Raw genomic sequence first — 22511 nt, forward strand, 5'->3', positions numbered from 1 at the left:
GTTCCTGTAAGCGGAACGCTGACTGGGATTGGAGGCCCGGCGTGCACAAGTCAACTGTCGGAATCGTGGTGCTGTCGGTCGCTGTCGCCTTGACCGCGACCGGCTGCTCCGGCAAGGAAGCCGGGGGCAAGCCCCCGATAAAGATCGGCATCATCGGGCCGATGAGCGGGCCGCTGGCCGTCCTGGGCATCTCCCAGCAGAACTCCATCCAGGTGGAGATCGACCGGTTGAACGCGGCGGGCGGCATCGACGGAGCCCAGCTCCAGCTGGTCACCCGCGACAGCGGCCTCGACCCGGGCAAGGCCGTGCAGGCGGCCACGGAACTGGCCGGGGACCAGCAGATCAAGCTGGTCGTCGGACCGTCGCTCACCGCCTTCTACAACGCCGCCAAGGGCGTCTTCGAGCAGAACAAGAAGATCAACTGCCAGCCCGGCGTCGCCTCGGGCAGCTTCGCCGAGCTCGGCTACGGCTTCCGGTCGCAGGACGCCACCGAACTCGACGTCGCCAAGGCCCTGGGCTACCTCAAGAGCAAGGGCGCCAAGAACGTCGGCCTGATCTACGAGGGCGACGACACCGGCAAGTCGGTCGACGCCATCCTCGCCAAGGAGGCCGCCGGAGCCGGGCTGACCTACCTCGGCTTCCAGTCCACCCGGCCCGACGACCAGAGCCACAGCGCCTACATGGACGCCTTCAAGGACGCCGAGGCGATCTTCTACTCCAGCAACGTCGGCGGCGCCAAGACGCTGGCCGCCGCCGGGGCCGCGGGCTACAAGGGCATCCTCATCGGGGCGGGCTCCGGCGCGCAGAACATCTCCTTCATCGAAGGAGCCGGCGACGCCGCCCGAGGCATCGTCTTCCCCGCGCCGAACTACCAGTACCCCACGCGCGACCGCGAGCAGTGGCGCCCCGGCTACCGCAAGCACATCGAGGCCGTGGAGCAGAAGTACGGCGTCAACACCGGCCCCAAGACCGGCGCGACCTCGCCCAAGGGCACCGCCCTGGCGGCCGACTGCGTCTTCGCCTACGCCGAGGCGGTCAAGGCGGCGGGCGGCACCGACCCCGACAAGGTCGCCGCCGCCATGGAGAAGCTGGACCTGGCCGCCGACACCACCCCGTCCGGCAACGCGATCAAGCCGGGCCAGGCCCACGAGTTCTACGGCGAGCAGGACATCCGGCTCTACCAGTGGGACAAGGACGACAAGGGCTGGTTCACCCGCGAACTGCCCAACTGAGCAGGAGCACGGCCGATGACCTTGCAGGCCTGGATCGACGGTGTCTTCACCGGCTCGATCTACGCGCTGGTGGCACTGAGCCTGGCGATCGTCTACCAGCCCACCAGAGTGATGAACTTCGCCCAGGGCGAGGCGCTGATCCTCGGCGCGGTCGTGGGCTACCAGGTGATCAGCCTGGGCAAGCTGGGGTGGGTGGTGGCCATCCTGGCCACCCTCGCCCTGGCGACCCTGATGGGCGTGCTGTCGGAGCGCATGATCATGCTCCCGGTGCGCCTGTCGGGCTCGCGCTTCGCCTGGATCGTGGCGACCCTCGCCGCGGCGCTGATCTTCCAGTCGATCTTCACGCTCGGCTACCGCGACGTCGACGCGCTGCGCCCGGCGCCGATGGCCGAGGGCGGCTTCACCCTCGCGGGCGAGCAGGTGTCGTGGCAGATCGTGCTCACCGTCGCCATCGCCCTGGCGGTCATGGCCGGCTACGACCTGCTCCTGCGCCGCAGCACCTACGGCCGGGCCATCCGGGCGGCCTCGCACAACCCCGGCACCGCTGTGCTGATGGGCATCCCCGTGCAGCGCATCATCGTGCTGAGCTTCGTGGTCGCCACGGTGCTGTCGGCTCTGGCGGGGCTGCTGGCCGCGCCGGTGCTGTTCATCGGGCCCGCCGCGGGCCTGATCTTCACGATCAAGGGCTTCACCGCCGCCGTCATCGGCGGGGTCGGCTCGCCGCGCGGCGCGCTGGCCGGAGGTCTCATCGTCGGCGTGCTCGACTCGGTGGTCCGCACGGAGATCAACGCGACGGCCGGGAACCTGGTGGTCTTCGGCCTTCTCGCGTTGATCCTGCTCGTCTATCCGTCGGGTCTGTTCGGCAAGCCGATGGAGGCGCACTGATGTCCAGACCGCTCACGGCCGCGAGCGCCGCCACCGCCGTCACGACCGCCGCCGTCGTGGCGCTGCTGCTCGCCTGGCCGTTCATCACCGACTTCTACAGCTACAACGCGCAGTACTACGACGGCCTGGTCGCCTCGGCCGCCATCGCCGCCGTGCTGACCATCTCGCTCAACCTCGCCATGGGCTACGGCGGCATGCTGTCCATGGCCCACACCGGCCTGCAACTGCTCGGCGGGTACGGCACGGCCTTCGTCGCGGTCAAGGCCGGGCTGCCCTGGCCGGTGGGCCTGGGCCTGGCCGTCGTCCTGTCCGCCGTGCTGTCGGCGCTGCTGCTCCTGGTCAGCCTGCGCGCCACCTACCTGTACTTCGGCATGATCACGCTCGCGGCCAACCTGATCGTCATCGAGATCGGCCGCGAGTGGGACGACGTCACCGGCGGGATCAACGGCATCACCGGCATCGATCCCGGCATGGCCAAGCGGGCCTTCTACTACGTGGTCGTCGCCGCGCTGATCGTCGCCTACCTGGTGCAGCGCAACTTCGTGCGCAGCTCGGCGGGGCGCGCCGCGATGGCGGTGCGCGAGAGCCCGGAATCGGCCTCGGCCATGGGCATCCGCCCCGCCACCACCAAGCTGCTGACCTTCAGCGTGGCGGGCGGGCTGGCGGGGCTGTCCGGCGGGTTGTACGCGTTGCAGCTCGGCTTCATCAACCCCGACGTCGGGCTGCTGGACAACGGCCTGGTGTTCTTCGTCGGGCTGTTCCTCGGCGGCATCGGCACGCTCGCCGGGCCGCTCCTCGGGGTGGCGTTCATCACGGTGATCGTGGAGCTGGGCAAGGACCACGCCCGCTACACGACGCTGATCCTCGGGGTGGCGCTGCTGGTGTCGATGATGGTGATCCCGCGCGGCATCGTGGGCACCTGGCAGGCCTCCCGTTTCGGCCGCCCCAAGGCCGCGCCCGATGCCGGGGGCGATCCGGAGACCTCGCAGGTGCCCGCCTCCGTCGGCTCCGGCGATCGGCCCCCTGACCGCGATGTTCCCGCTCTGGAAGGGCGCGGCCTGGTCAAGCACTTCGGCGGGGTGCGCGCCCTGGACGGCGTCGACATCGCCGTCCAGGCCGGCACCGTCCACGGCGTCATCGGCCCCAACGGGTCGGGCAAGTCCACCCTGGTCTCGTGCCTGACCCGGTTTTACCGCGCCGACGAGGGCGAGGTGCTGATCTTCGGCGAGCCGGCCCCCGCCGCCTCCTGGGCGGTGCCGGGCGCGGGGGTCACCCGCGTCTTCCAGGTGCCGCACCTGTTCGAGCGGCAGAGCGTGCTGGACAACGTGCTCACCGGCATCCGCACGCCGTACTCCTGGGTCTCCGCCGTCCTGCGCCTGCCGTCCTGCCTGCGCGCCGAGCGGGAGGCGCGGGCCTTCGCCACGGAGTTGCTGGCCTTCGCCGGCCTGGCCGCCCGCGCCTCCTTCCCCGCGGACTCCCTGTCGCACGGGCAGAAGCGGCTGCTGGAGGTCGTGCGCGCGGTGGCGACGCGGCCACGGGTCCTGATCCTCGACGAACCCGCCACGGGCCTGGTCCCGGGCGAGATCGACGCGCTGGCCAGGTTGTGCGCCGCGCTGCGCGAGCGCGGCCTGGCCGTCGTGCTGATCGAGCACAACGTGGAGTTCGTCATGAAGGTGTGCGACGAGGTCACGGTGATCGAGACCGGTCGCGTGATCGCGCGTGGCGCTCCCGCCCAGGTCCGCGCCGATCCCGCCGTGCTGGCCGCCTATCTCGGACGGCCCGACCTCGTGGAGAGCTCATGAGCCTGCTGGAGATCACCGCCCTGTCCGCCGGGTACGGAGGCGTCCAGGCCCTGTTCGGCGTGGAGCTCACCGTGGGCGAGGGCGAGTTCGTGGCCCTGCTCGGGCCCAACGGCGCGGGCAAGTCGACCACGCTGCGTGTCCTGTCGGGCCTGATCAAGCCGTCGGCGGGCCGGGTGCTGCTCGGCGGCGAGGACATCACGACGAAGCCGGGCTGGCGGCGCACCGGGCTCGGCCTGGGCCACGTGCCCGAGGGACGGCAGGTCTTCCCCGATCACACGGTCCTGGAGAACCTGCAGCTCGGCGCCTTCGTGCACCGCCGCTCGCGCACGAGGCGCCAGGAGCTGCTCGACGAGGTGCTCGCGCTCTTCCCCCGCCTGGACGAGCGGCGCGAGCAGCTCGCCGGGACGTTGTCGGGGGGCGAGGCCCAGATGCTCGCCGTCGGCCGCGCCCTGATGTCCGCGCCGCGGCTGCTCGTGCTCGACGAGCCCTCGCTGGGGCTGGCCCCGCTGAAGGTGGCTGAGCTGTTCGGCTACATCAAGCGGCTGCACACCGAGCGGGGCCTGTCCGTCCTGCTGGTGGAGCAGCAGGCGGCGACCGCGCTCAACCTGGCCGACCGCGCCTACGTCCTGGAGCGCGGCCGGGTGGCGATCTCGGGCACGTCGGACGCGGTGCGGAAGGACCCCCGGGTTCAGGCCGTCTATCTCGGCGGCGAGATCTCCCCGGCCACCGGCTGACACCCGGTTGAAAGCGCCGATGGGCCCCTGGTCGTCGACCAGGGGCCCATCGTTGTGCGCTGCGGGGTTACATGCCGTCGCCATCCCAGCGGCCGCGCGAGCGGCTGCGGACCGGGATGCTGGAGACGATCGGCGCGGGGATGGCGTCGCCGGGCTTCCAGGACCTGCCGCGTCCCCAGTTGTGCGCGTGGGCGTCGGTGCGCTCGTCGGGGTGCTCCAGGTCGCGCGGGTCGGTGCCCCAGTCGTGGTCGTGCCCGGGGCCGTGGGAGTGGCCGTGGTCATGAGAGTGGCCGTGGTCATGAGAGTGGTCGTGGTCGCCGTGGCCGCCCTGCAGGCGGGCGGCGTCCATGGCCTTGGCGATGGCGATCAGGCTCTTGTCCGTGCCCATGCCGTGCTGCACGTACTCGTCGTCGGGCTGGCCCTGCTCGTGCTGGAAACGCCACGCGGCGGCCAGGTCCTCCAGGTCGCGCTCGCTGCGCCAGGTCGGCCGGGAGGCCAGGTCGTGGGTCGACTGCGACCAGCGCATGCGCCCGCCGTTCGGCCCGTAGTTGACCGCCTCGCCGCCCCAGCGCACCCACTCGTTCTGGGTGTACCAGTTGTGCAGCTCGCCGTCGGAGCGCAGCAGCCAGGTGGCGCCGCCCTCCATGGTGGTGAAGTGGCCGTGCTTGACGCGGGCGGGACGGAAGAAGTAGGTGCCCAGGTCGAGGGTGCCGAAGTTGTACTCCATGTGCCCCTGGACGGTGTAGGCCTCCTCGTAGCAGGGGTGGTGGGCCAGGCGGTGGTCGGCCCAGCCCTCCTGGGCGTGCACGAGGCGGGTGTAGAAGCCGGTCACCGGGTCCACGTGGAGGTACTTGATGAAGAGCCCGGGCATGGGGCCGGGGTTGGGCACGGCGTCCCACCTCATCGCGTCGCTGTCGATCACGATGATCTCCTCGCGGGCGTTGTCCCAGCGGGCGGCTCCCAGGTCGAATCCGGCGTCGCCGAACTCCCGGTAGTGCAGGATCCGCGTGCCCTCGGCGAAGGTGATGGCCTCGGTGGGCACGCCCTTGGGCGCGTGGACGTAGCCGCCCTTGCCGATGCTCCGCCCGCCGTACGTCATGGAGCCTTCGAGCACGTAGTACTCGGTGTTGGCGTGGTGCACGCCGGGACCGCGACCCCAGTCGGTGTGGAAGTCGATGCGCAGCGAGGAGGAGCCGTCCTCCTCGTCCACCGACAGCCGCCGCTCGCTGGCGCGGCCCTCACCGGCGACGAGTTCGGCGCCGTGCCAGATGTAGTCGTCTTCCTGGATCAGTTCAACGTGGGGGCGCATAACTCTCCTTCAGGGTGCGCTTGAGGATCTTGCCCGCGGCGTTGCGGGGGAGCGCGGTGACGAACTCCACGCGCCGGGGGAGCTTGGGGCCGGACAGGCTGGCACGGCAGTGCGTGTCGAGGGCCTCCGAGGCCACGGAGGCGCCGGGCAGGGTGACGACGAAGGCGGCCACGACCTCGCCCCACCGGTCGTCCGGCAGGCCGACCACGGCGGCCTCGGCGACGCCGGGGAAGGCGGCGATGACGTCCTCCACCTCGCGGGGCGCGATGTTCACCCCACCCGAGATGATCATGTCCTTCTTACGGTCGACGATGGAGATGTAGCCCTCCTCGTCGCGTACCACGATGTCGCCGCTGGTGAGGTAGCCGTCGTCGGTGACGCAGGCGGCGGTGGCCTCGGGGTCGTCGAGGTAGCCGTTCATGAGGTACGGCGAGCGGCTGAACAGCTCGCCGCGCTCGCCGGGGCCGACGGGGTTGCCCTCGTCGTCGACGACGCGCACGTCGGTCATGAACCAGGGCTGCCCGACGGAGCCGATCTTGCGGCGCGCGTCGGCCGGGCGGCAGTTGGTGACGATGCCCGCCTCGGTCGAGCCGTACAGCTCGTGCACGCCGACGCCGGGGAAGGCGTCCATCACCCATTCCTTGAGCGGTCCGGGCAACGCGGCGGCGTTGAAGTAGAGCGTGTCCAGTGACGACAGGTCGTGCTTGCGCAGCGCCGCCTCGCCCAGCGCCCGGATCGTGTGGGCGTGGGTGGGGACCAGGAAGACCGACTGGGCGCGCTCACGCTCGATCATGGCGAGCAGCCGTTCGGGATCCCAGGAGCGCAGCATCGCCACCGATCCGCCGGTGAAGACGGGCGCGTAGCCGAAGGCGAAGCCGGCGCCGTGGTACATCGGCGCCACCGCGATCGTGCGGCGGCCCAGGCCGAGGCCCCATTCCAGGGCGGCGGCGTAGAAGGTCAGCGACCTGGAGCGGTGGCTGATCACGACGCCCTTGGGGCGGCCGGTGGTCCCGGAGGTGTAGGCGACGCAGAACGGGTCGCGCTCGTCGACGGCGATGCGCGGGTCGGTGGCGGGCGCCATCGAGATCATCGCGTCGTAGGAGGGGCCGAGCCCCGTCCCGCCGATCGACAGCACGGTGGGGGGCGCGCAGTCCTCGACGATGGAGCTCAGCGCGTTGTCCAGGATGAGCGCCCGGCTGCCCGAGTGGCCCATGATGTAGGCCGCCTCGGCGGGCGTGAGCCGCGGCGCGATCGGCACCATGACCAGCCCGGCCTTGGCGATGCCGCAGGCGATCTCGGGGTACTCCATGCGGTTGCCGAGCAGGACGGCCACCCGCTCGCCCGGCCGCAGGCCCTCGCGGAGCAGGAGGTTGGCCAGCCTGCTGGAGTGGTCGTGCAGCCCGCGGTAGCTCAGTCTCCGGTCGCCGTCGGACACGGCGATCGCGCCGGGCGTGGCGCCGCCGAACTCGCGGACTCCGCCGGCGATGGACAGCGGGGCGCCTCCGGGCAGGAGCGGCATCGCGACACCTCCTTGTTCCACAGGGTGAAACGCCATTTCAAAATCATGTCGTGTGGCGCCGTCGCTCGTCAATGGAAAGTCTGACGTTTTCGCCTAGGATGCTCAGGTGTCCATTCCCGCCTATCACCGGCTCGCGACGAGCCTCCGGGAGCGCATCCTCGCCGGAGAGTTCCGCCCCGGCGACCGCCTGCCCGTCGAACCCGAGCTGTCGGCCGGCTACGGCGTCAGCCGCAGCACCGTGCGCGAGGCGCTGCGGCTGCTGGCCAGCCAGAACCTGATCGCGACGCTGCGCGGGGTGAGCGGGGGCAGCTTCGTGGTGGCGCCGCGGCCGGAGCAGATCGGCGACTACCTCCACACCAGCTTCAACCTGCTGGCCGCCGACACGCGGATCACCGTTGACCAGCTGCTGGAGATCCGCGCGCTGCTGGAGGTGCCGGCGGCCGGCCTGGCCGCGCTGCGACGCAGCCAGGACGACCTCGACGAGCTGCGTGCCGCGCTCTTCGACCCGGCGACGTTGCCGCTGGAGGAGATGCACGAGCCGAACAAACGTTTCCACACCCTGCTGCTGCGCTCCTCCGGCAACCCGGTGCTCGAGGTCGTCGCCCAGCCCGTCTTCCAGGTGCTCGACGAGCGGTTCCTGCGTGAGCGCGCGCCGGACCGGTTCTGGCACGAGGTCGACCGCGACCATCGCGAGATCCTCGCCCGCGTCGAGGCGGGCGACGAGAAGGGCGCGAGCGAGGCCGCAGGGGCGCACCTCGAGCACCTGCGCTCCACCTATCAGGCGATCGACCGCGCCAGCTGACTGACCACGTCCGGCTCCTCCCAGACCTCGCCGTACTTGGCCTGGATGTCGAAGAGGTTGGCCTCGTGCGGGCGCGGATCGCGGTCGCCGACTGCCTGCCGTACCACGATCGGCACGAAGCCGTGCTGGATCGCGTCGACGGCCGTGGCGCGGATGCAGCCGCTGGTCGAGACGCCGGCCAGCACGACCGTGTCGACGCCCTGGACCCGCAGGGTGGAGGCGAGCGTGGTGCCGAAGAAGGCGCTGGCGTACTGCTTGACCACCACCAGCTCGCCGTCCGCGGGCGCCACCTCCGGCATGAGCTCGCCCAGCGGGCCGTCGCCGACCAGGTGGCGCAGCGGCGCCACCTTGCGGAAGAACAGCCCGCCGTCGGCTCCGCCCGCGCCGAAGGCGACGCGGGTGTGCACGACGGGTACGGCGGCCGCCCGCGCGGCGGCCAGCACCCGAGAGGCCGACTCCAGGCACTCCCGCGAGCCGATGAACAGCTCCTCGCCCGGCTCGAAGTAGGCGCGCATGAGGTCGACGAGGAGCAGCGCCGGGCGCTCGCCGAAGGGGAGCGAGCGCCCGTACACCTCCTCGTGGGGCCGGATCACCGCGACACCGGGGGGAGCGGGGCGGGCAGGCCCGTCTCCTCCTCGCAGCGGGCGAGGATCTCGGCCAGGGGCGGCCCCATGTCGAACACCGCCGGCTCCGGCCGGGTGCGCTCCAGCTCCTCGCGCAGCCGGGCGGTGGCCGCATCGTCCACGGCGCCCTCGGGCGTGCACACCACGCCGTAGTGGCGGGCGCCTTCCGCGCTCACCAGGCCGCGCCGTACCTCCAGGGCGACCAGGGCCGGGTCACGGCGCAGCGGGTCGCCCCAGCCGCCGCCGCCCCAGGTCACGAAGTGCAGCACGTCGCCGGGGGCGACGGGAACGTCGTGGATCTTGCTGGGCAGTGTCTCGACCCGGCCGTCGGACCGCTCGATCCACTTGCGCCCGCGGGCGCCCGGCGCGCCGCCGTTGACCCCCCACGGGTAGGTCAGCCAGCGGTCGTCGTGGATCGCGATCGTGCCCGGCGCCAGGAACCGGTAGGAGACGTCCACGCCGTTGCCGCCGCGGTGCAGTCCCGCGCCGCCGGTGTCGGCGACGGTCTCCCAGCGCTCGATGCGCAGCGGGTAGTACGACTCGAGGAACTCGCACGGGATGTTGGTGAACGATGGCCACAACGAGTGCCCGTCGGGGCCGTCGCCGATGGGCCTGCCCGGGATGCCGCCGAAGCCGATCGAGTAGAGCTGGAAGCCCTCGCCCGCGTACATGAAGTGCGGCGACGAGGAGAACCCCGCGGCGTTGAGCAGGTCGGGCGTCTTCTGGCCGAGCAGGCCGCCGAACAGGTCGAAGATGCGGCCCACGCCGTGGTTGCGGGCGTTGAGCGCGGCCGGGTACTCCGGCTTCCAGAAGGTCCTGTCCGGGATGAGCACGTCCACCAGCGGGTAGAAGCCGTCGTTCCACAGGATCTGCGGGTCGGCCACCGTGATCAGGTAGATGCCGAAGAACATCCGGACGAGGTTCTCGTTGAGGTAGTAGTTGATCGGCCCCTGGGCCTGCGGCGCCGATCCGGTGAAGTCCAGCAGCACCTTGTCGCCGGTGCGGGTCAGCGACAGCACCAGCTCGTACGGCCCGTGCCCCACGCCGTCGTCGCAGATGTAGTCGGTGAAGGTCAGCGTCTCGCCGTCCTCGAACAGCGTCGCCAGCAGGATCTTCATCGCGTCGTGGTTGCGCTGGAGCAGCGCTTCGAGCGCCGAGGTGTAGGTGTCGGCGCCGAACCGGGCGCACAGCTCCTGGATCCGCCTCGATGCCGTACGGCAGGCGGCCACGATGCCGTTGAGGTCGGCGCGGTTCCAGTCGGGGCGGCGCACCTGGTTGAGGATGATGCGCAGCGCGTCCTCGTTGAGCACGCCCTTGGCGTACAGCTTGAAGGGCGGGATGACGACGCCCTCCTCGAAGATCGTGCGGGCGTCGGCCGGCATCGAGCTGGCCGTCTTGCCGCCGACGTCGGACATGTGGCCGAACATCGAGGCCCAGCCGACGATCCGCCCGTCGACGTAGATGGGCATGACCACCAGCCAGTCGTTGGCGTGGCTGATGGCGCCGTCGCACGCGTAGGGGTCGGAGGTGAGCAGGACGTCGCCCTCCTCCACCGTGCCCTCGAACCGGTCCAGCAGCGCCGGGATCGACAGGCCGAACTGGCCCACCACCATGCGCCCCTCGGGGTCGCCGATGAGGGGGAACTCGTCGTGCTGCTCCCGGATGCCGGGCGACAGGGCCGTGCGGAAGAGCACCTCGTCCATCTCGTGGCGGGCGTTGCGCAGCGCGTTCTCGATGATGTCGAGGGTGACCGGGTCGACGTCCACGCGCCCGAGCGGGGTGGTGGCGGTCTGGATGAGCTGGGCCATCATGCCTCCATCGGGCGGATGAGCAGGCTGCCGCTCTCGTGGACGAGGGCCGCGTGGCCGGGCAGCACAAGAGTGGTGGAGTCCATCTCGACGACGATCGCGGGGCCGGCGACGAGGTTGCCGGCCAGCAGGGCGGCGCGGTCGTAGACGGTGGCCTCGGCCCAGCCGCCGTCCATCCACACCTCGTGGGTGCCCGTCGCGGCGGCCGAGGCGTCCTCGGTTCCGGCGGCCAGGGTGACCGGGCGCACGTTGGGGCGGGGCCCGCTGACCGACGCGCGGGCGCTGACCAGTTCGCGCTCGTTGGACAGCAGGAAGGAGAACAGCCGCTCGTGCTCGGCGTCGAAGGCCTTGCCGAGCGCCTCCAGGCCCATGCCGGGATCGATCGCGATGGGGATCTCGAAGCCCTGACCGTGGTAGCGCACGTCCACCTGGTAGCCGACCGTGTGGTCGGCGGCGGGCACACCCTGCTCGGCCAGGCTCGCCGAGGCCGTCTCGGCGAGCTCGGCCAGCAGCTCGCTCAGGCCGGCGTCGGTGAGCTGGGAGAAACGGCGGATGTGGGTGCGCGCCGCCTCGTCGCGCAGGCACGTGGTGGCGTCGCCGTAGGCGCACAGCACGCCGGGGGAGGGCGGGATGATGACCGGCCACGAGCCGGTCAGCCGGCCCAGCGCGTTGGCGTGCAGCGGCCCGGCGCCGCCGAAGGCGACCAGGGCGAAGTCGCGGGGGTCGAAGCCCTGCTGCACGGAGACCAGCCGCAGGGCGCCGAACATGTTCTCGTTGACGATGTCGACGATGCCCTGGGCGGCCGCCTCCGCGGACGGCAGGCCCATGGCGTCGGCGACCTTCCGCACGGCGGCGTGCGCCCGCTCGCGGTCGAGCGAGATCGCCCCTCCCGCCAGGTTCGTCGGCAGGTAGCCGAGCACGACGTTGGCGTCGGTCACGGTCGGGTCGGTGCCGCCCTTGCCGTAGGCCGCGGGGCCGGGCTCCGCGCCGGCCGACTGCGGCCCGACGCGCAGGGCGCGGGTAAGCTCGGGCACGTGCGCGACCGAGCCGCCGCCCGCGCCGACCGTGCGCACGTCGACCGAGGCGGAGCGCACGGTCAGATCGCCGACCGTGGTCTCGCGGCCGATGCGGGGCTGGAGGTTCTGCACCAAAGCGACGTCGGTCGAGGTGCCGCCCATGTCGAAGGTGAGGAAGTCGGGGAATCCGGCCTGCTCGGCCACCCAGGTGGCGCCCGCCACGCCTCCGGCCGGTCCGGACAGCAGCAGGTTGACCGGGCCGCCGGCCGCGGCGGGGGCGGAGGCCAGGCCGCCGTCACTGCGCAGGATGTACAGCTGGCCGTCGGTGAGCTCGTCGATGTTGTCGATGTAGCGGGCGACGTACGGCTGCACGTAGGCGTTGGCGACCGTGGTGATCGTCCGCTCGTACTCCCGCATCTCGGGCAGCACCGCGGAGGAGACCGAGACGGGGACGCCCGGCAGCTCCTCGGCGGCGATCGCGGCGATGCGCCGCTCGTGGCCGTCGAAGGCGTAGGAGTTGATCAGCGACACGGCCAGGGCCTCGACGCCCTTCAGCCGCCGCAGCTTGGCGCGCAGGTCGTCCTCGTCGAGCGGCGTCACCACCGAACCGTCGGCGGCCACCCGCTCGACGGCCTCCACCGTGTCCTCCAGCGCGGCCAGCGGCTCCGGCTTGGGCCAGATGATCCATCCGGCCAGGCCGCCGGGGACGAACGAGCGGGCGATCTGCAGCACCTGGCGGAAACCCTGGGTGGTGACGAGGCCGACGCGGGCGCCCCTGCCCTCCAGGATGGCGTTGGTGGCCACGGTGGTGCCGTGCAGGACCTGGGCGATCTCGGGCAGGGCGACGCCGGCCTGGGAGCAGACCTGCTCGATGCCGGACAGGACGCCGACGGACTGGTCGTGGGGAGTGGACGGGGTCTTGGCGCGGAAGGAGCGCCCGGTGTCCTGGTCGATGAGGAGGATGTCGGTGAACGTCCCTCCGACGTCCACCCCGAGCCGGTATCGCATGGGGGGAGTCCTTTCAGATGACCCGGGCGGACCGCAGGGTGGCGAACTCCTGGTCGGACAGACCCAGCAGGCCGCGGTAGATCTCGTCGTTGTGCTGGCCGAGCGACGGGCCGGCGCTGCGCACGCTTCCCGGCGTCTCCGACAGCTTGGGCACGACGTTCTGCATGGCGAGCTCGCCGAAGTCGGGATGCGGGACCCGGACGATCGCCTCGCGGGCGGCGAAGTGCGGGTCGGCGAACATGTCCTTGGCCGTGTAGATGCGCCCGGCCGGGACGCCGTTGTCGTTCAGGGTGCGCAGGAGGTCGTCGGCGGGCAGGCCGCCGGTCCAGGCGGCGATGATCCCGTCGAGCTCGTCCATCGACTCGCCCCGGGAGCCGTGGGTGGCGTAGCGGGGGTCCTTGGCCAGCTCGGGCCTGTCCATCGCGGTGGCCAGGCGCTGGAAGACGCTGTCCTGGTTGGCGGCGATGAGGATCTCGTCGCCGTCCAGGGTGGGGTAGACGTTGCTGGGTGACACGTTCGGCAGCACGGGGCCGGTGCGCTCGCGCTGGTAGGAGGCCTGCTGCCACTCCGGCACCAGCGACTCCATCATGGCCAGCACCGCCTCGTAGATCGCCGAGTCGACCACCTGGCCGCGGCCGGTGCGCTCACGCTGGTGCAGGGCGACCAGGGTGCCGACGCACGCGTGGGTGGCGGCCAGCGAGTCGCCCAGCGAGATGCCGGTGCGCGACGGCGGCCGGTCGGGGTCGCCGGTGACGTGGCGCAGGCCGCCCATCGCCTCGCCGATCGAGCCGTAACCCGCCCTGGGGGCGTACGGCCCGGTCTGGCCGAAGCCGGTGACGCGGGTGATCACCAGCCCGGGGTTGATCGCGTGCAGCTCCTCCGGGGCCAAGCCCCAGCGCTCCAGGGTTCCGGGGCGGAAGTTCTCCAGCAGCACGTCCGACTCGGCGACCAGGCGGCGCACCAGGTCCTGTCCCTCGGGGGTGCGCATGTCGCAGGTGACCGACTTCTTGTTGCGCGCCACCACCGGCCACCACAGGGACTTGCCGTACGGCTTCTCCCTGCCCCACTGCCGCATCGGGTCGCCCCTGCCCGGGTCCTCGACCTTGATGACCTCGGCGCCGAAGTCGCCCAGTAACTGGCCGCAGAACGGTCCGGCCAGCAGTTGTCCGAGTTCGACGACGCGGATGTCGTCCAGGGGGTGGGTGCTCATGCCTGCTTCCTGGGTGGGGTTCTGGGTCCGAGCAGGGACGCCCGCGCCGAGAACAGGTGGGCGCGCATGACCGCCTCGGCCCAGTCCGGGTCTCCGGCGTGTACGGCTGCCGCGATCTCGATGTGGTGGTTGACGCTGCGCCGCATGGCCTCGGCGTCGAAGCTGTTGTAGGTGCGCAGCAGGACGGGGGAGTGGATCAGGGAGCTGATCGACTGGGCGAGCATCGCGCTGCCGCCGAGCCGTACCAGCGTGCGGTGGAACTCGGCGTTGAGCCGGTAGACGGAGTCGAGGTCGCGGCTCTCTGCGTGGTCGCGGATGGAGACGGCCACCTTGTGCAGATGTTCCGCGTCACGGGTGGTGGCCGTGGCGGCCGCCTGGCGGGCGGCCAGGCCCTCGATCCGCGCCCGCAGCTCGAAGATGGTCTCCAGGTCCTCGTCGGGGTACTCCACCACCCGCGCGCCGCGGTTGGCGACGATCTCCACCAGGCCCTCGGACCGCAGGTGCCGCAGCGCCTCGCGCACCGGAGTCCTGCTGACGCCCAGAGCCTCGGCGAGCTCCACCTCGCCGAGCCTGTCGCCCGGGGCGTACTGGCCGCCCAGGATCAGGCTCCTGATGTTGTCGGCAATCGACATGTGTACATTCCTTCGCCGGTGGTGTCACCATGATGGGCAGATGGCCGCTCTGTGACAAGAGGTTGTATGCAATCCGCGAATGTAGAGATCGTCGAGGTGGGTCCGCGCGACGGCCTGCAGAACGAGAAGGTGATCGTGCCCACCGCGGCGAAGGTCGCCTACATCGAGGCACTCGTGGCCGCCGGACTGCGGCGGGTCGAGGCGGTCAGCTTCGTGCACCCGCGCCTGGTGCCGCAGATGGCCGACGCCGAGGACGTCATGGCCCGCGTGCCGCGGATCCCCGGGGTGCGTTACGCGGGGCTGGTCCTCAACGAGCGCGGGCTGGATCGTGCGCTGGCCGCCGGGGTGGACGAGGTCAACGTCGTGGTCGTGGCCACCGAGACCTTCTCGCGGCGCAACCAGGGCATGAGCGTGGACGACGCGGTGCGGGGCTTCGGCGTGATCGCCGAACGCGCGCACGGCGCGGGGCTCGGCGTGACGCTGACCGTCGCCGCGGGCTTCGGCTGCCCCTTCGAGGGCGAGGTGAGCCCCGCCAGGGTCGCCGAGCTGGTCCGGCGTTGTCCCGGCGCCGACGAGATCGCCGTGGCCGACACCATCGGCGTCGGCGTCCCGGCCGACGTGCGCCGGGTGACGGCCGCGGTGCGCGAGGTCAGCCGGGCGCCCCTGCGCTTCCACTTCCACAACACGCGCAACTCCGGCTACGCCAACGCCCTGACGGCGTGGGAGCTGGGCGCCGCCGCCCTCGACTCCAGCGCCGGAGGGATCGGCGGTTGCCCCTTCGCCCCGGCCGCCACGGGCAACATCGCCACCGAGGACCTGCTCTACATGCTGCATCGATCGGGGGTGGCGACCGGGATCGACCTGGCCGCCACGCTGTCGGCGGCGGCGCTGATCGAGGAGCGGCTCGGGGCGCCGGTCCCGGCGCAACTGGGCCGTGCCGGAACGTGGCCCGCCTGAGGGCCGTCAGCGGGAGGAGGTGTGGGCGAGGATCGCGGCGACGACCGTGTCCCAGTGGCGCCGCGGGAAGACCTCGTGGCCGGTCCGCTCCATGGCGACGAAGCGGGCGCCGGGGATCTCCGCGGCCAGGGCCCGGCCGTGCTCCACGGGGACGAAGGGGTCGTCGGTGCCGTGCAGTACGAGCGTCGGGGCCTTGATCTGGCCGAGCCGCTGCCGCCAGGGCTCGCCCGCGTCCAGCAGGAACGGGTTGGTGAGCTGCGCGGCGATGTCGAGGGAACGCCCGGCGACACGCTCGGCGAGCCGGCGTACGGCCGGCTCGTCGAAATGGCCGGCGGCGGCGAAGGGTCGCTCGGCCTCGACGAGATGGTCGATCACGGCGGCCCGGTCGTGCCAGTCGGGCTCCGGCGCCTCGGCCGAGAGCGCGGCCAGGAGCTCGGGCGTCATGCCCGGCAGGTCGTCGTACGGGTGGCCGGGGCCGCCTGGAGTGGAGGAGGCCAGGGTGAGCGTGGCGACCCGGTCGGGGTGGTCGAGCGCCACGAGCTGGGCGATCGCGGCGCCCTGCGACATGCCCACCAGGTGCGCGCGCTCCACGCCGAGCGCCTCGATCAGGGCGGCGGCGTCGGCGACGAGGTCACGCAGATCGTGCGGCGGCGCCCCCGCCGGTGAGCCGGTCGAGCGGCCGGCGTCCCGGCTGTCGTAGCGGATGACGTGGCGCCGGCCGTCGGCCAGGCGCTGGACGAACTCCTCCTCCCAGTTCAGGAGGCTGTGACCGCCGCCGTGGATCAGCAGGATCGCGGGGTCGGCGGGGTCGCCGAAGGTCTCGGTGGCCAGGTCTACGCCGTTGACGGTGTGCATGTGCGGTCCCCTCCGGGAATCTTCGTTACATGTAACGAAGAAGGTAGCACCGAAGTTCGTTACATGTAACTAGGTTTCGGTAGAGTGGGTGCCATGACGCGATCCGGCCCACACGACCAGGCGGCCCGCGACGCCTGGGCCGCCTACCGCAGGCTGCAGCTCCTGGTCGACGCGGAGGTGGCCCGCGACCTCGAGCGTGACTCCGGCCTGTCCATGGCCGACTACGAGGTGCTGGCGGCGGCGGCCGGGCTGGCGAGCGCGGAGACGTGCGTCAGGGTCGGAGGCCTCGCCGCGAAGCTGCAGTGGGCCCACGGGCGGCTGTCGCGCCAGCTCGGCCGGATGGAACGGCGGGGGCTGATCGCGCGAGAGGCGTGCGAGCTCGACGGGCGGGGGGACGACGTGCTGCTCACGGGGGCCGGACGGCAGGCCTACGAGGAGGCGACACCCGGGCACCTGGCGTCGATCGAGCGGCACTTCGGGCGGGCGCTGACGGGGGCGCAGCTGGCGGCGCTGGTCGACATCGAACGAGCCGTCGCGGCCGGGAGCCGGTCGACGGCCTGACGTGCTGGTGCGCTTATACGTGCCGGGCGATGTGAAGCGGCCACCTCGGGCCAAGCGGCGCCCTCGGTGGCCGCGGTTCAGCGGGCCGACCCGTTCAGCGAATCAGCCTCGTTCGTGCGCGACCGTGACGTGGGGGTCGGCGGCGTCGCCGAACCCGTAGACGTACGCCTCGGCGAGCTTGTCCCCCAGGGAGGCGCGCAGGAACAGCGCGCTCCACCGGGCGGCGGCGTCGATGCTGTCGTCCTGGGAGAGCGTCTGCGGTGAGGGGTCGGGGCGGGCCCCTGGCGGGGTCTGGGTGTCGGTGAGGCCGTAGTGGTTGGCCCACTGGACGCTGACGTGGACCTTCGGGGGCGAGCCGAGCGAGTCGTAGGTGGCCCGCGCGGCCGCCGGGAGGTTGGAGCCGTCCGCGTCGCCCTGGACGAGGGCCACCGGCAGCCCGGCGTTGGCGATGGGGACTCCCGTGCTCGCGCCGTAGAACGCCGCCGCGCGCAGCGCCCCCGGCCGCTGGTAGACCGGGCCGAAGCAGAACGGCGGCATGCAGGTGTCGCCGAGCGAGAAGAGCCCGGCGGCGCCGCCGAAGGAGTGTCCCAGCAGGACCAGGCGCCCCGCGTCGAGGCGCCCGGCGAGCGGTGAGTCCGCCCGCACGTTCTCCTCGGCGGCCCACTGCACGGTGGCCTGGAGCTGCAGGCTCTCGGCGAAGAGCCCCGTCACCGGTCCGACGGCGCGCAGGTGGTCGGGCACCACCACGGCGAAGCCGAACCCGGCGACGGTCCTGGCGAAGCGGCTGTAGCTCTCCTTCGGCACGTTGCCGCCCTGGAGCAGCAGGGCGACCGGGAGGGCCGCGCGGCCGGGCGGGACGTGGACCGTGGCGGGATCGGCCCCGACGTGGGTGTCGTGGCTGCTCACCCAGGTGGGTGTGTCGGCCTGCGCGGCAGGCGCCGCCAGGGCGGCCGTCGCGATCAGGGTGGCGAGCGTGACGGCCGCCAGCCGCCTCGGGAAGGTCACGATGATCTTTCTCCCATCGACGTGGATGCCGGCGCGGTGACCGGCGTGGTCGTGCGCATGCGCCAGACGGCCACGGCGAAGGCCGTCCAGATGAGCGTGTTGAGCGACTCCTCCACCCACTGCAGGGCGATGGTCTGCTCGGGGCGCGAGGCCAGCAGTCCCATCGCGTACGTGCCGAGGAGGTTGAAGCCGAACAGCAGCCGCTCGGCGAGCCGCCTGGAGAGCAGCAGCAGGCGAACGGAGAGCAGGGTGGCGCAGACCGTGGTGATCAGCAGGAGCGGCCAGGTGGCGCCGGTCGCGACCGCCGCGGCCAGCCCCGACCCGGTGAGGGCCGCGAACGCCCACCACGGCGCCCTGGGGGCCAGCACCGCCCAGGCCAGCAACGTGAACCCGGGTGCGAACAGGTAGAACTGCACCGCGGACAGGATGGCGACGTCGGGACCTCCCGCCGCCACCAGGAGCTTCCAGACCGCCTTCAGCGCGCCGCCGAGGACGACGAGGGCTCCACCCGTGCCTGCCGCCACGCGGGCGGGTCCTTCGAGGAGCGGCACCAGCAGGGTGATGCCGATCGCCATGGCCACGACGGGCAGGAAATCGACGAGGGCCAGGGAGAGGGGATAGTCCATGTGACCTCCCGGAGGGAAACGTGGTTTCCAAAGTAGCCGGGCACCTCGTTGACGGGAAACGCTGTTTCCATAACGATGTGGGCCACCAGGACCCGCATCCGAGGAGCGACCATGACCGCTGACGAGCACGTCGACATCCCGGTGGCGGGTCGGCCGCCCTTACGGGTCAGGCTCGACTCGGCCGCCCCGTTCGGCTGGTGGCCCGCCGTCTGCATCGCCCTTGTGGCCTTCATCGACCGGGTGGAGTTCAACCTCATGGCAGGGGCGCTGCCGGTCATCCAGCGGGAGCTCGGCTTCGGCGACACGGCGGGCGGCGCGATCGCTTCCGCGGCGGCGGTGGCCGGGATCATTCTGCTCATCCCGGCCGGCCGCCTCGCCGACCGGGGCCGCAGGACCTGGATCCTGGCCGCCGTGGTGGGGGTCTGGTCGCTGCTGACCCTCGGCAGCGGCCTGGTCACCACCTACGCCATGCTGTTCACGGTGCGGGTCATGCTCGGCGGCGCCGGGCTGCTCTACAACCCCGCGGGCTCCAGCCTGCTGGCCGACTACTTCCCCGGCAGCAGCCGGGCGCGGGCCTTCGCGCTGGAGAGGTTCGGCTACTTCGCCGGTCCCGCCGGCGGCGTCATCGCGGGCGGCGCGCTGGCCGGGCTGTACGGCTGGCGCACGATGTTCTTCCTGGTCGCGGTGCCCGGCATCGTCATCGCGCTGCTCTGCCTGACCCTGCGAGAGCCGGCCAGGGGCACCGGCGACCGCATCGAGCTGCTCCGTACGGGAGAGGTGCCCGCGGCGCCGGAGCACGTCACGCCGCGCGGTTCCACGCTGCGGGAGATGCGCGGCCTGCTGACGATCAGGACTCTGCGCGCGATCGTGATCGGGCTCAGCACGCTCTTCTTCGGCCTGGGCGGCCTGATGTTCTGGCTGCCGACCTTCTACGCCAGGACCTTCGGGCTGTCGAGCGGCGCTGCCTCCGCCATCGCCGGATCGGTGGGGCTGGTCGGGATGATCGCGGGCGCGCTGGTCAGCGCCCGGCTGGGCGACCGCTGGTCGCACCGGCGCGTGACGCTCGGCGCCATCGGCCTGATGATCGGCGCGCTGAGCCTGGCCGCCTCGGTGGCGGTGCCGCTGCTGCCGGTCCAGCTGTTCTTCCTGGGGGTGGCCAACTTCGGCATCATGCTGGCCATCCCCGCCCTCACCGCCGCCGTGGCCGACGTCGTCCCGGCCGCGCGCCGGGGACTGGGCTTCGCCCTGTCGCAGTTCGTCGTCTCCCTGGCCGGGGCCTTCGGCCCGCTGCTGGTGGGCGCGGCGTCGGAGGCCACCGGCTCGCTGCGGGTGGCCTACGCGCTCCTCGCGGTGCCGCTGGTGCTGGGCGCGCTGCTGACGTTGCGTGGCCGGTCCAGCCTGGAGACCGACCGGCGGGCCGCGTTGTCGGCGCTCTCGTAGCGGGCGGTACAACAACCGCCGGAATCGCGCCGATCGCCGCGCTCAGCAGCAGGGTCACGCCCATGCTCGGCCCGGCGATCCGGCTGCAGGCAACCAGCTCGGCGCGCAGGCGCGGCACCACCGCGCCGAGCGCGTGTAGCTGGACAGCGCCCACGACGGCCGTCCCGGCGTCCTGCGGCATCACCGCCAGGGGCAGGAAGTGCGCCGCGACGAGAAGGGCGACCCACCAGGCCATCCACCGGGACACGCCCCCGCCTGGCCAGCACCGGGCAGTCCAGGCCCGCAGCCGCGACCAGCACCCCGAACCAGTGGCACTCAGCGGCCAGGGCCGTGGGCTGACCCTAGTTGGTGGTGGTGAGCACACCGAAGGCGACGGCGAGCCCGACCCCCAGCACCGAGCCCGCTCCGAGCCAAACACGCCAGGACCGGGGCGGATCCTCCTGCGACCAGCCGAACCAGACGAAGGCCATCAGCCCGAAACCAGGCCGTCGTGAAGTACTGGTCACGGAGGAAGTCGGTCAGCATGCTCACTCGTTTCCACGAACAAACAGGGGCGAACCGGGATGGCCACCCCCATCGGGATGGACACCAGCACGCCCAGGGCGAAGAACGTCCACTGCTGCCGTTTCCCGGCCACGACGTTGGCATCGATAACCGTCTGGGCCGCTCCGGCCATGAGGGCCTGGATCTTCTCGGCCTGCTCCTGGTTGACCCCAAGGACGTGCTGCGTCGGCCGAGCGCTGGGCCAGTTCTTCACTGGCGGCCTGCTGCGCGTGAAGCTCACAGGTCAGCTCGCCCACCAGTCCCGCAGTTTCCTGCAGCGATGACGTGATCTTGGAGCTGAGATCGCGCAGTCGCTCCCCAGGCACCGCGTTCTCGTATTCCACGGCGATGCCCAGGAACGCGACCCACACCGTCCACGCCGGAGTCGTCGCGATCAAGAACGCGAAACCCATCACGATGGTTATATAGAGCAGAATGCCCGCTCCGATGCCAGCGAGGGCGTGGAGCGTTAACTTGAGCGGACCTGGCGGCGGGTGGGGCGTAGGAGGCGGCCATCCTGCCGGAAGCACGGTCGCGATCCGACACCCTCGCATAACCGGCCAAGATCATGAGCGACACCCTGATCGTCTCACCACCACGCCTGCCCGGCTCCGTAGCCGAGATCGAGCTCGCTGGCTGGTCCCTCTTTCTCCGCCGCGTCGACGCATCGACCCTGCCGGCCCTGCTCGACAACCTCAACACCGGCCACCCGGGCGGCTTGATTCCACTCGACAGCGAACCTTCGCACCTCACCAGCACCCGGAGCACGACGAGTTCGGGCGTGAAGGCTTCGTCCCGACCTTCCCGAGGTGGTTGATCAACCACGAGACGATCACTCACACGCATCCGACCGTCCGCACTGTGTTCTACGCGCCAGAGAACCGTGGACTTCCCGGCGTTCAGTCGCTCGACCAGCTTTGCGTCCCCGGAGAAGCTTCCCCACGGACCTGGCGTCTGCGACATGGCACCGAAAGAAGTCCAGATTGATGAGGGTTGGGCCGCTCAGGTCGATGTTCATCTCCGCCCAAAGGCCTTCGTCGGCGGGGCTGGTCTCGCGTTCGTACCCCCAGCGGTCGTCGCGGATGTGGGCGGTGAGGATGCTCTGGGCAGTGAGGCGAACGTGGCGTTCGCCTCTTTGATCGGACACGTCGCCGGTTGCGGCAGGATGCGTTCCGGGCTGGACTGCGGCAGTTACAGCGTCAGCTGCGGGCTTGGCTGACGAGACGGGTCCGGGGTCGGTGTAGTCCACGCGCAAGTAGGCGCAGATCACATTCACGATGGTCTGACGGTGGCCCGGGTTGTCCTGCGCGAGGCGCTCCAAGGCATACAGGCCGCCCAGGCGGACGGCGGCCTGGTCGCTCCCGAGCTGCTCTACCGCTTTGATATACAGCTCGGTGACACGGCGCTCCGTCGCGTCATGTTTGGTGTGGGCTGCGACTTCCTTGGCCAGGTCGGCGTTGAACTGGCCAAGGTAGGCGGTGACGTGCGCTGCGTGTTCTTGATGGCGTTGGCGGCGGAAGGCGAGCATCAAGGTCACCGCTGCCCCAACTCCGGCGCCTGCGGCCAGCGCGGTCTGGATGGCGCCCTGCCGGGCGGAGGCCTCCGCCGCTGCCCACCCGGCGGCCGGCAGAAGCCAGGCCAGGCCGCCGACGACGCCGCCGACCAGCAGCGTGATCGGGACAATCCACCATGCGGCCGGGCGTGGGGTGCGCAGCTGCGGAGGCCGGATGTCTGTTGGGGCTGCAGGGAAGTCAGCGCGTTCAGGTTGGCGGCGTGGCAGTAACCCCATGTCTTCCATTTCAGTCATTGGCGACCGTGCGTAGGCGCTGGGATGCCCGATCGTTACCGGTTCGGCCGGTGGAGGAGGTTCAGTGCGCGAACTGCCCGTGAGCAACGAGGCGATCATCGCCGCGCTGCGCCGCAGGATCGACCAGCTCATCTACG

22 protein-coding genes are annotated in these 22511 nt (G+C 71.5%); 9 read left to right on the top strand and 13 right to left on the bottom strand.

The features are described from left to right. Positions 1-41 precede the first annotated feature (41 nt). The 4 genes from HNR30_RS10390 to HNR30_RS10405 are packed head-to-tail and all read left to right on the top strand — an operon-like array spanning position 42 to position 4653. Entirely contained in the window at positions 42-1232 is a 1191-nt protein-coding gene (locus HNR30_RS10390) for an ABC transporter substrate-binding protein (protein ID WP_181609542.1), read from the top strand. Positions 1233-1247: 15 nt separating this feature from the next. After that, complete coding sequence (locus tag HNR30_RS10395; RefSeq protein WP_181609543.1) at positions 1248-2117, top strand: branched-chain amino acid ABC transporter permease; 870 nt, start codon at positions 1248-1250, stop codon at positions 2115-2117. Continuing rightward, positions 2117-3919 carry a branched-chain amino acid ABC transporter ATP-binding protein/permease gene (locus HNR30_RS10400; protein ID WP_181609544.1) on the top strand — a complete coding sequence of 601 codons (1803 nt, stop codon included), beginning with the start codon at positions 2117-2119 and terminating at the stop codon, positions 3917-3919. Before HNR30_RS10395 ends, HNR30_RS10400 begins: the two co-directional genes overlap by 1 nt. Further along, complete coding sequence (locus HNR30_RS10405; protein ID WP_181609545.1) at positions 3916-4653, top strand: ABC transporter ATP-binding protein; 738 nt, start codon at positions 3916-3918, stop codon at positions 4651-4653. The genes HNR30_RS10400 and HNR30_RS10405 overlap by 4 nt, the downstream gene beginning before the upstream one ends. A 67-nt stretch (positions 4654-4720) precedes the next feature. Here HNR30_RS10405 and HNR30_RS10410 read toward each other — a convergent pair whose 3' ends face one another. After that, positions 4721-5962: a DUF4437 domain-containing protein gene (locus HNR30_RS10410; RefSeq protein ID WP_181609546.1), complete on the bottom strand. Its 1242-nt coding sequence runs from the start codon at positions 5960-5962 to the stop codon at positions 4721-4723. Next, positions 5946-7481, bottom strand: a complete 1536-nt coding sequence (locus HNR30_RS10415) for a class I adenylate-forming enzyme family protein (RefSeq protein ID WP_181609547.1) — start codon at positions 7479-7481, stop codon at positions 5946-5948. The genes HNR30_RS10410 and HNR30_RS10415 overlap by 17 nt, the downstream gene beginning before the upstream one ends. A 106-nt stretch (positions 7482-7587) precedes the next feature. On the opposite strand from HNR30_RS10415, the gene HNR30_RS50045 reads away from it, so the two are divergent. Continuing rightward, positions 7588-8283 carry a FadR/GntR family transcriptional regulator gene (locus HNR30_RS50045; RefSeq protein WP_181609548.1) on the top strand — a complete coding sequence of 232 codons (696 nt, stop codon included), beginning with the start codon at positions 7588-7590 and terminating at the stop codon, positions 8281-8283. Here the strand turns inward: HNR30_RS50045 and HNR30_RS10425 are convergent. Genes HNR30_RS10425 through HNR30_RS10445 form a run of 5 tightly spaced genes read right to left on the bottom strand, consistent with a single transcriptional unit; the run spans position 8259 to position 14580 of the window. Next, positions 8259-8876 carry an isochorismatase family protein gene (locus HNR30_RS10425; protein ID WP_181609549.1) on the bottom strand — a complete coding sequence of 206 codons (618 nt, stop codon included), beginning with the start codon at positions 8874-8876 and terminating at the stop codon, positions 8259-8261. The two genes, HNR30_RS50045 and HNR30_RS10425, sit on opposite strands and share 25 nt — an antisense overlap. After that, positions 8873-10714 carry a hydantoinase B/oxoprolinase family protein gene (locus HNR30_RS10430; protein ID WP_181609550.1) on the bottom strand — a complete coding sequence of 614 codons (1842 nt, stop codon included), beginning with the start codon at positions 10712-10714 and terminating at the stop codon, positions 8873-8875. The genes HNR30_RS10425 and HNR30_RS10430 overlap by 4 nt, the downstream gene beginning before the upstream one ends. After that, positions 10714-12738: a hydantoinase/oxoprolinase family protein gene (locus HNR30_RS10435; protein ID WP_181609551.1), complete on the bottom strand. Its 2025-nt coding sequence runs from the start codon at positions 12736-12738 to the stop codon at positions 10714-10716. The genes HNR30_RS10430 and HNR30_RS10435 overlap by 1 nt, the downstream gene beginning before the upstream one ends. A gap of 13 nt (positions 12739-12751) precedes the next feature. Beyond that, positions 12752-13948 (bottom strand): CaiB/BaiF CoA transferase family protein, encoded by a 1197-nt coding sequence (locus HNR30_RS10440; protein ID WP_181609552.1) that lies wholly within the window; start codon positions 13946-13948, stop codon positions 12752-12754. Further along, positions 13945-14580: a GntR family transcriptional regulator gene (locus tag HNR30_RS10445; RefSeq protein ID WP_181609553.1), complete on the bottom strand. Its 636-nt coding sequence runs from the start codon at positions 14578-14580 to the stop codon at positions 13945-13947. The genes HNR30_RS10440 and HNR30_RS10445 overlap by 4 nt, the downstream gene beginning before the upstream one ends. 66 nt (positions 14581-14646) lie before the next feature. On the opposite strand from HNR30_RS10445, the gene HNR30_RS10450 reads away from it, so the two are divergent. Next, a complete protein-coding gene (locus tag HNR30_RS10450) occupies positions 14647-15537 on the top strand; it encodes a hydroxymethylglutaryl-CoA lyase (RefSeq protein WP_181609554.1) in 891 nt (296 codons plus the stop codon). Positions 15538-15543: 6 nt separating this feature from the next. On the opposite strand, the gene HNR30_RS10455 is transcribed toward HNR30_RS10450, so the two are convergent. Beyond that, positions 15544-16392 (bottom strand): alpha/beta fold hydrolase, encoded by an 849-nt coding sequence (locus HNR30_RS10455; protein WP_181609555.1) that lies wholly within the window; start codon positions 16390-16392, stop codon positions 15544-15546. A 93-nt stretch (positions 16393-16485) separates the two neighbouring features. On the opposite strand from HNR30_RS10455, the gene HNR30_RS10460 reads away from it, so the two are divergent. Continuing rightward, positions 16486-16953: a MarR family winged helix-turn-helix transcriptional regulator gene (locus tag HNR30_RS10460; RefSeq protein ID WP_181609556.1), complete on the top strand. Its 468-nt coding sequence runs from the start codon at positions 16486-16488 to the stop codon at positions 16951-16953. Between the two features lie 102 nt (positions 16954-17055). Here HNR30_RS10460 and HNR30_RS10465 read toward each other — a convergent pair whose 3' ends face one another. Together HNR30_RS10465 and HNR30_RS10470 are read right to left on the bottom strand one after the other, a co-directional pair. Further along, positions 17056-17958, bottom strand: a complete 903-nt coding sequence (locus HNR30_RS10465; protein WP_181609557.1) for an alpha/beta hydrolase — start codon at positions 17956-17958, stop codon at positions 17056-17058. Next, positions 17955-18584 carry a hypothetical protein gene (locus HNR30_RS10470; protein ID WP_181609558.1) on the bottom strand — a complete coding sequence of 210 codons (630 nt, stop codon included), beginning with the start codon at positions 18582-18584 and terminating at the stop codon, positions 17955-17957. The genes HNR30_RS10465 and HNR30_RS10470 overlap by 4 nt, the downstream gene beginning before the upstream one ends. Positions 18585-18695: 111 nt before the next feature. Here HNR30_RS10470 and HNR30_RS10475 point away from each other — a divergent pair, with 111 nt between their 5' ends. Further along, positions 18696-20024: an MFS transporter gene (locus tag HNR30_RS10475; protein WP_181609559.1), complete on the top strand. Its 1329-nt coding sequence runs from the start codon at positions 18696-18698 to the stop codon at positions 20022-20024. Positions 20025-20365: 341 nt separating this feature from the next. On the opposite strand, the gene HNR30_RS49150 is transcribed toward HNR30_RS10475, so the two are convergent. Together HNR30_RS49150 and HNR30_RS10480 are read right to left on the bottom strand one after the other, a co-directional pair. After that, a complete protein-coding gene (locus HNR30_RS49150; protein ID WP_281389580.1) occupies positions 20366-20494 on the bottom strand; it encodes a hypothetical protein in 129 nt (42 codons plus the stop codon). A 32-nt stretch (positions 20495-20526) separates the two neighbouring features. Beyond that, positions 20527-20781, bottom strand: a complete 255-nt coding sequence (locus tag HNR30_RS10480; RefSeq protein ID WP_220133397.1) for a hypothetical protein — start codon at positions 20779-20781, stop codon at positions 20527-20529. Positions 20782-21135: 354 nt separating this feature from the next. Between HNR30_RS10480 and HNR30_RS10485 the strand changes: the two genes are divergently transcribed. Continuing rightward, the gene (locus tag HNR30_RS10485; protein WP_181609561.1) at positions 21136-21384 is read left to right on the top strand and encodes a hypothetical protein; all 249 of its coding nucleotides are present in this window, start codon (positions 21136-21138) and stop codon (positions 21382-21384) included. Positions 21385-21399: 15 nt separating this feature from the next. Here HNR30_RS10485 and HNR30_RS10490 read toward each other — a convergent pair whose 3' ends face one another. Then, positions 21400-22506 (bottom strand): hypothetical protein, encoded by a 1107-nt coding sequence (locus HNR30_RS10490; RefSeq protein ID WP_181609562.1) that lies wholly within the window; start codon positions 22504-22506, stop codon positions 21400-21402. Positions 22507-22511 lie beyond the last annotated feature (5 nt).

It is taken from the genome of Nonomuraea soli, from assembly GCF_013761175.1.
In the GTDB taxonomy this organism is placed as follows: domain Bacteria; phylum Actinomycetota; class Actinomycetes; order Streptosporangiales; family Streptosporangiaceae; genus Nonomuraea; species Nonomuraea soli.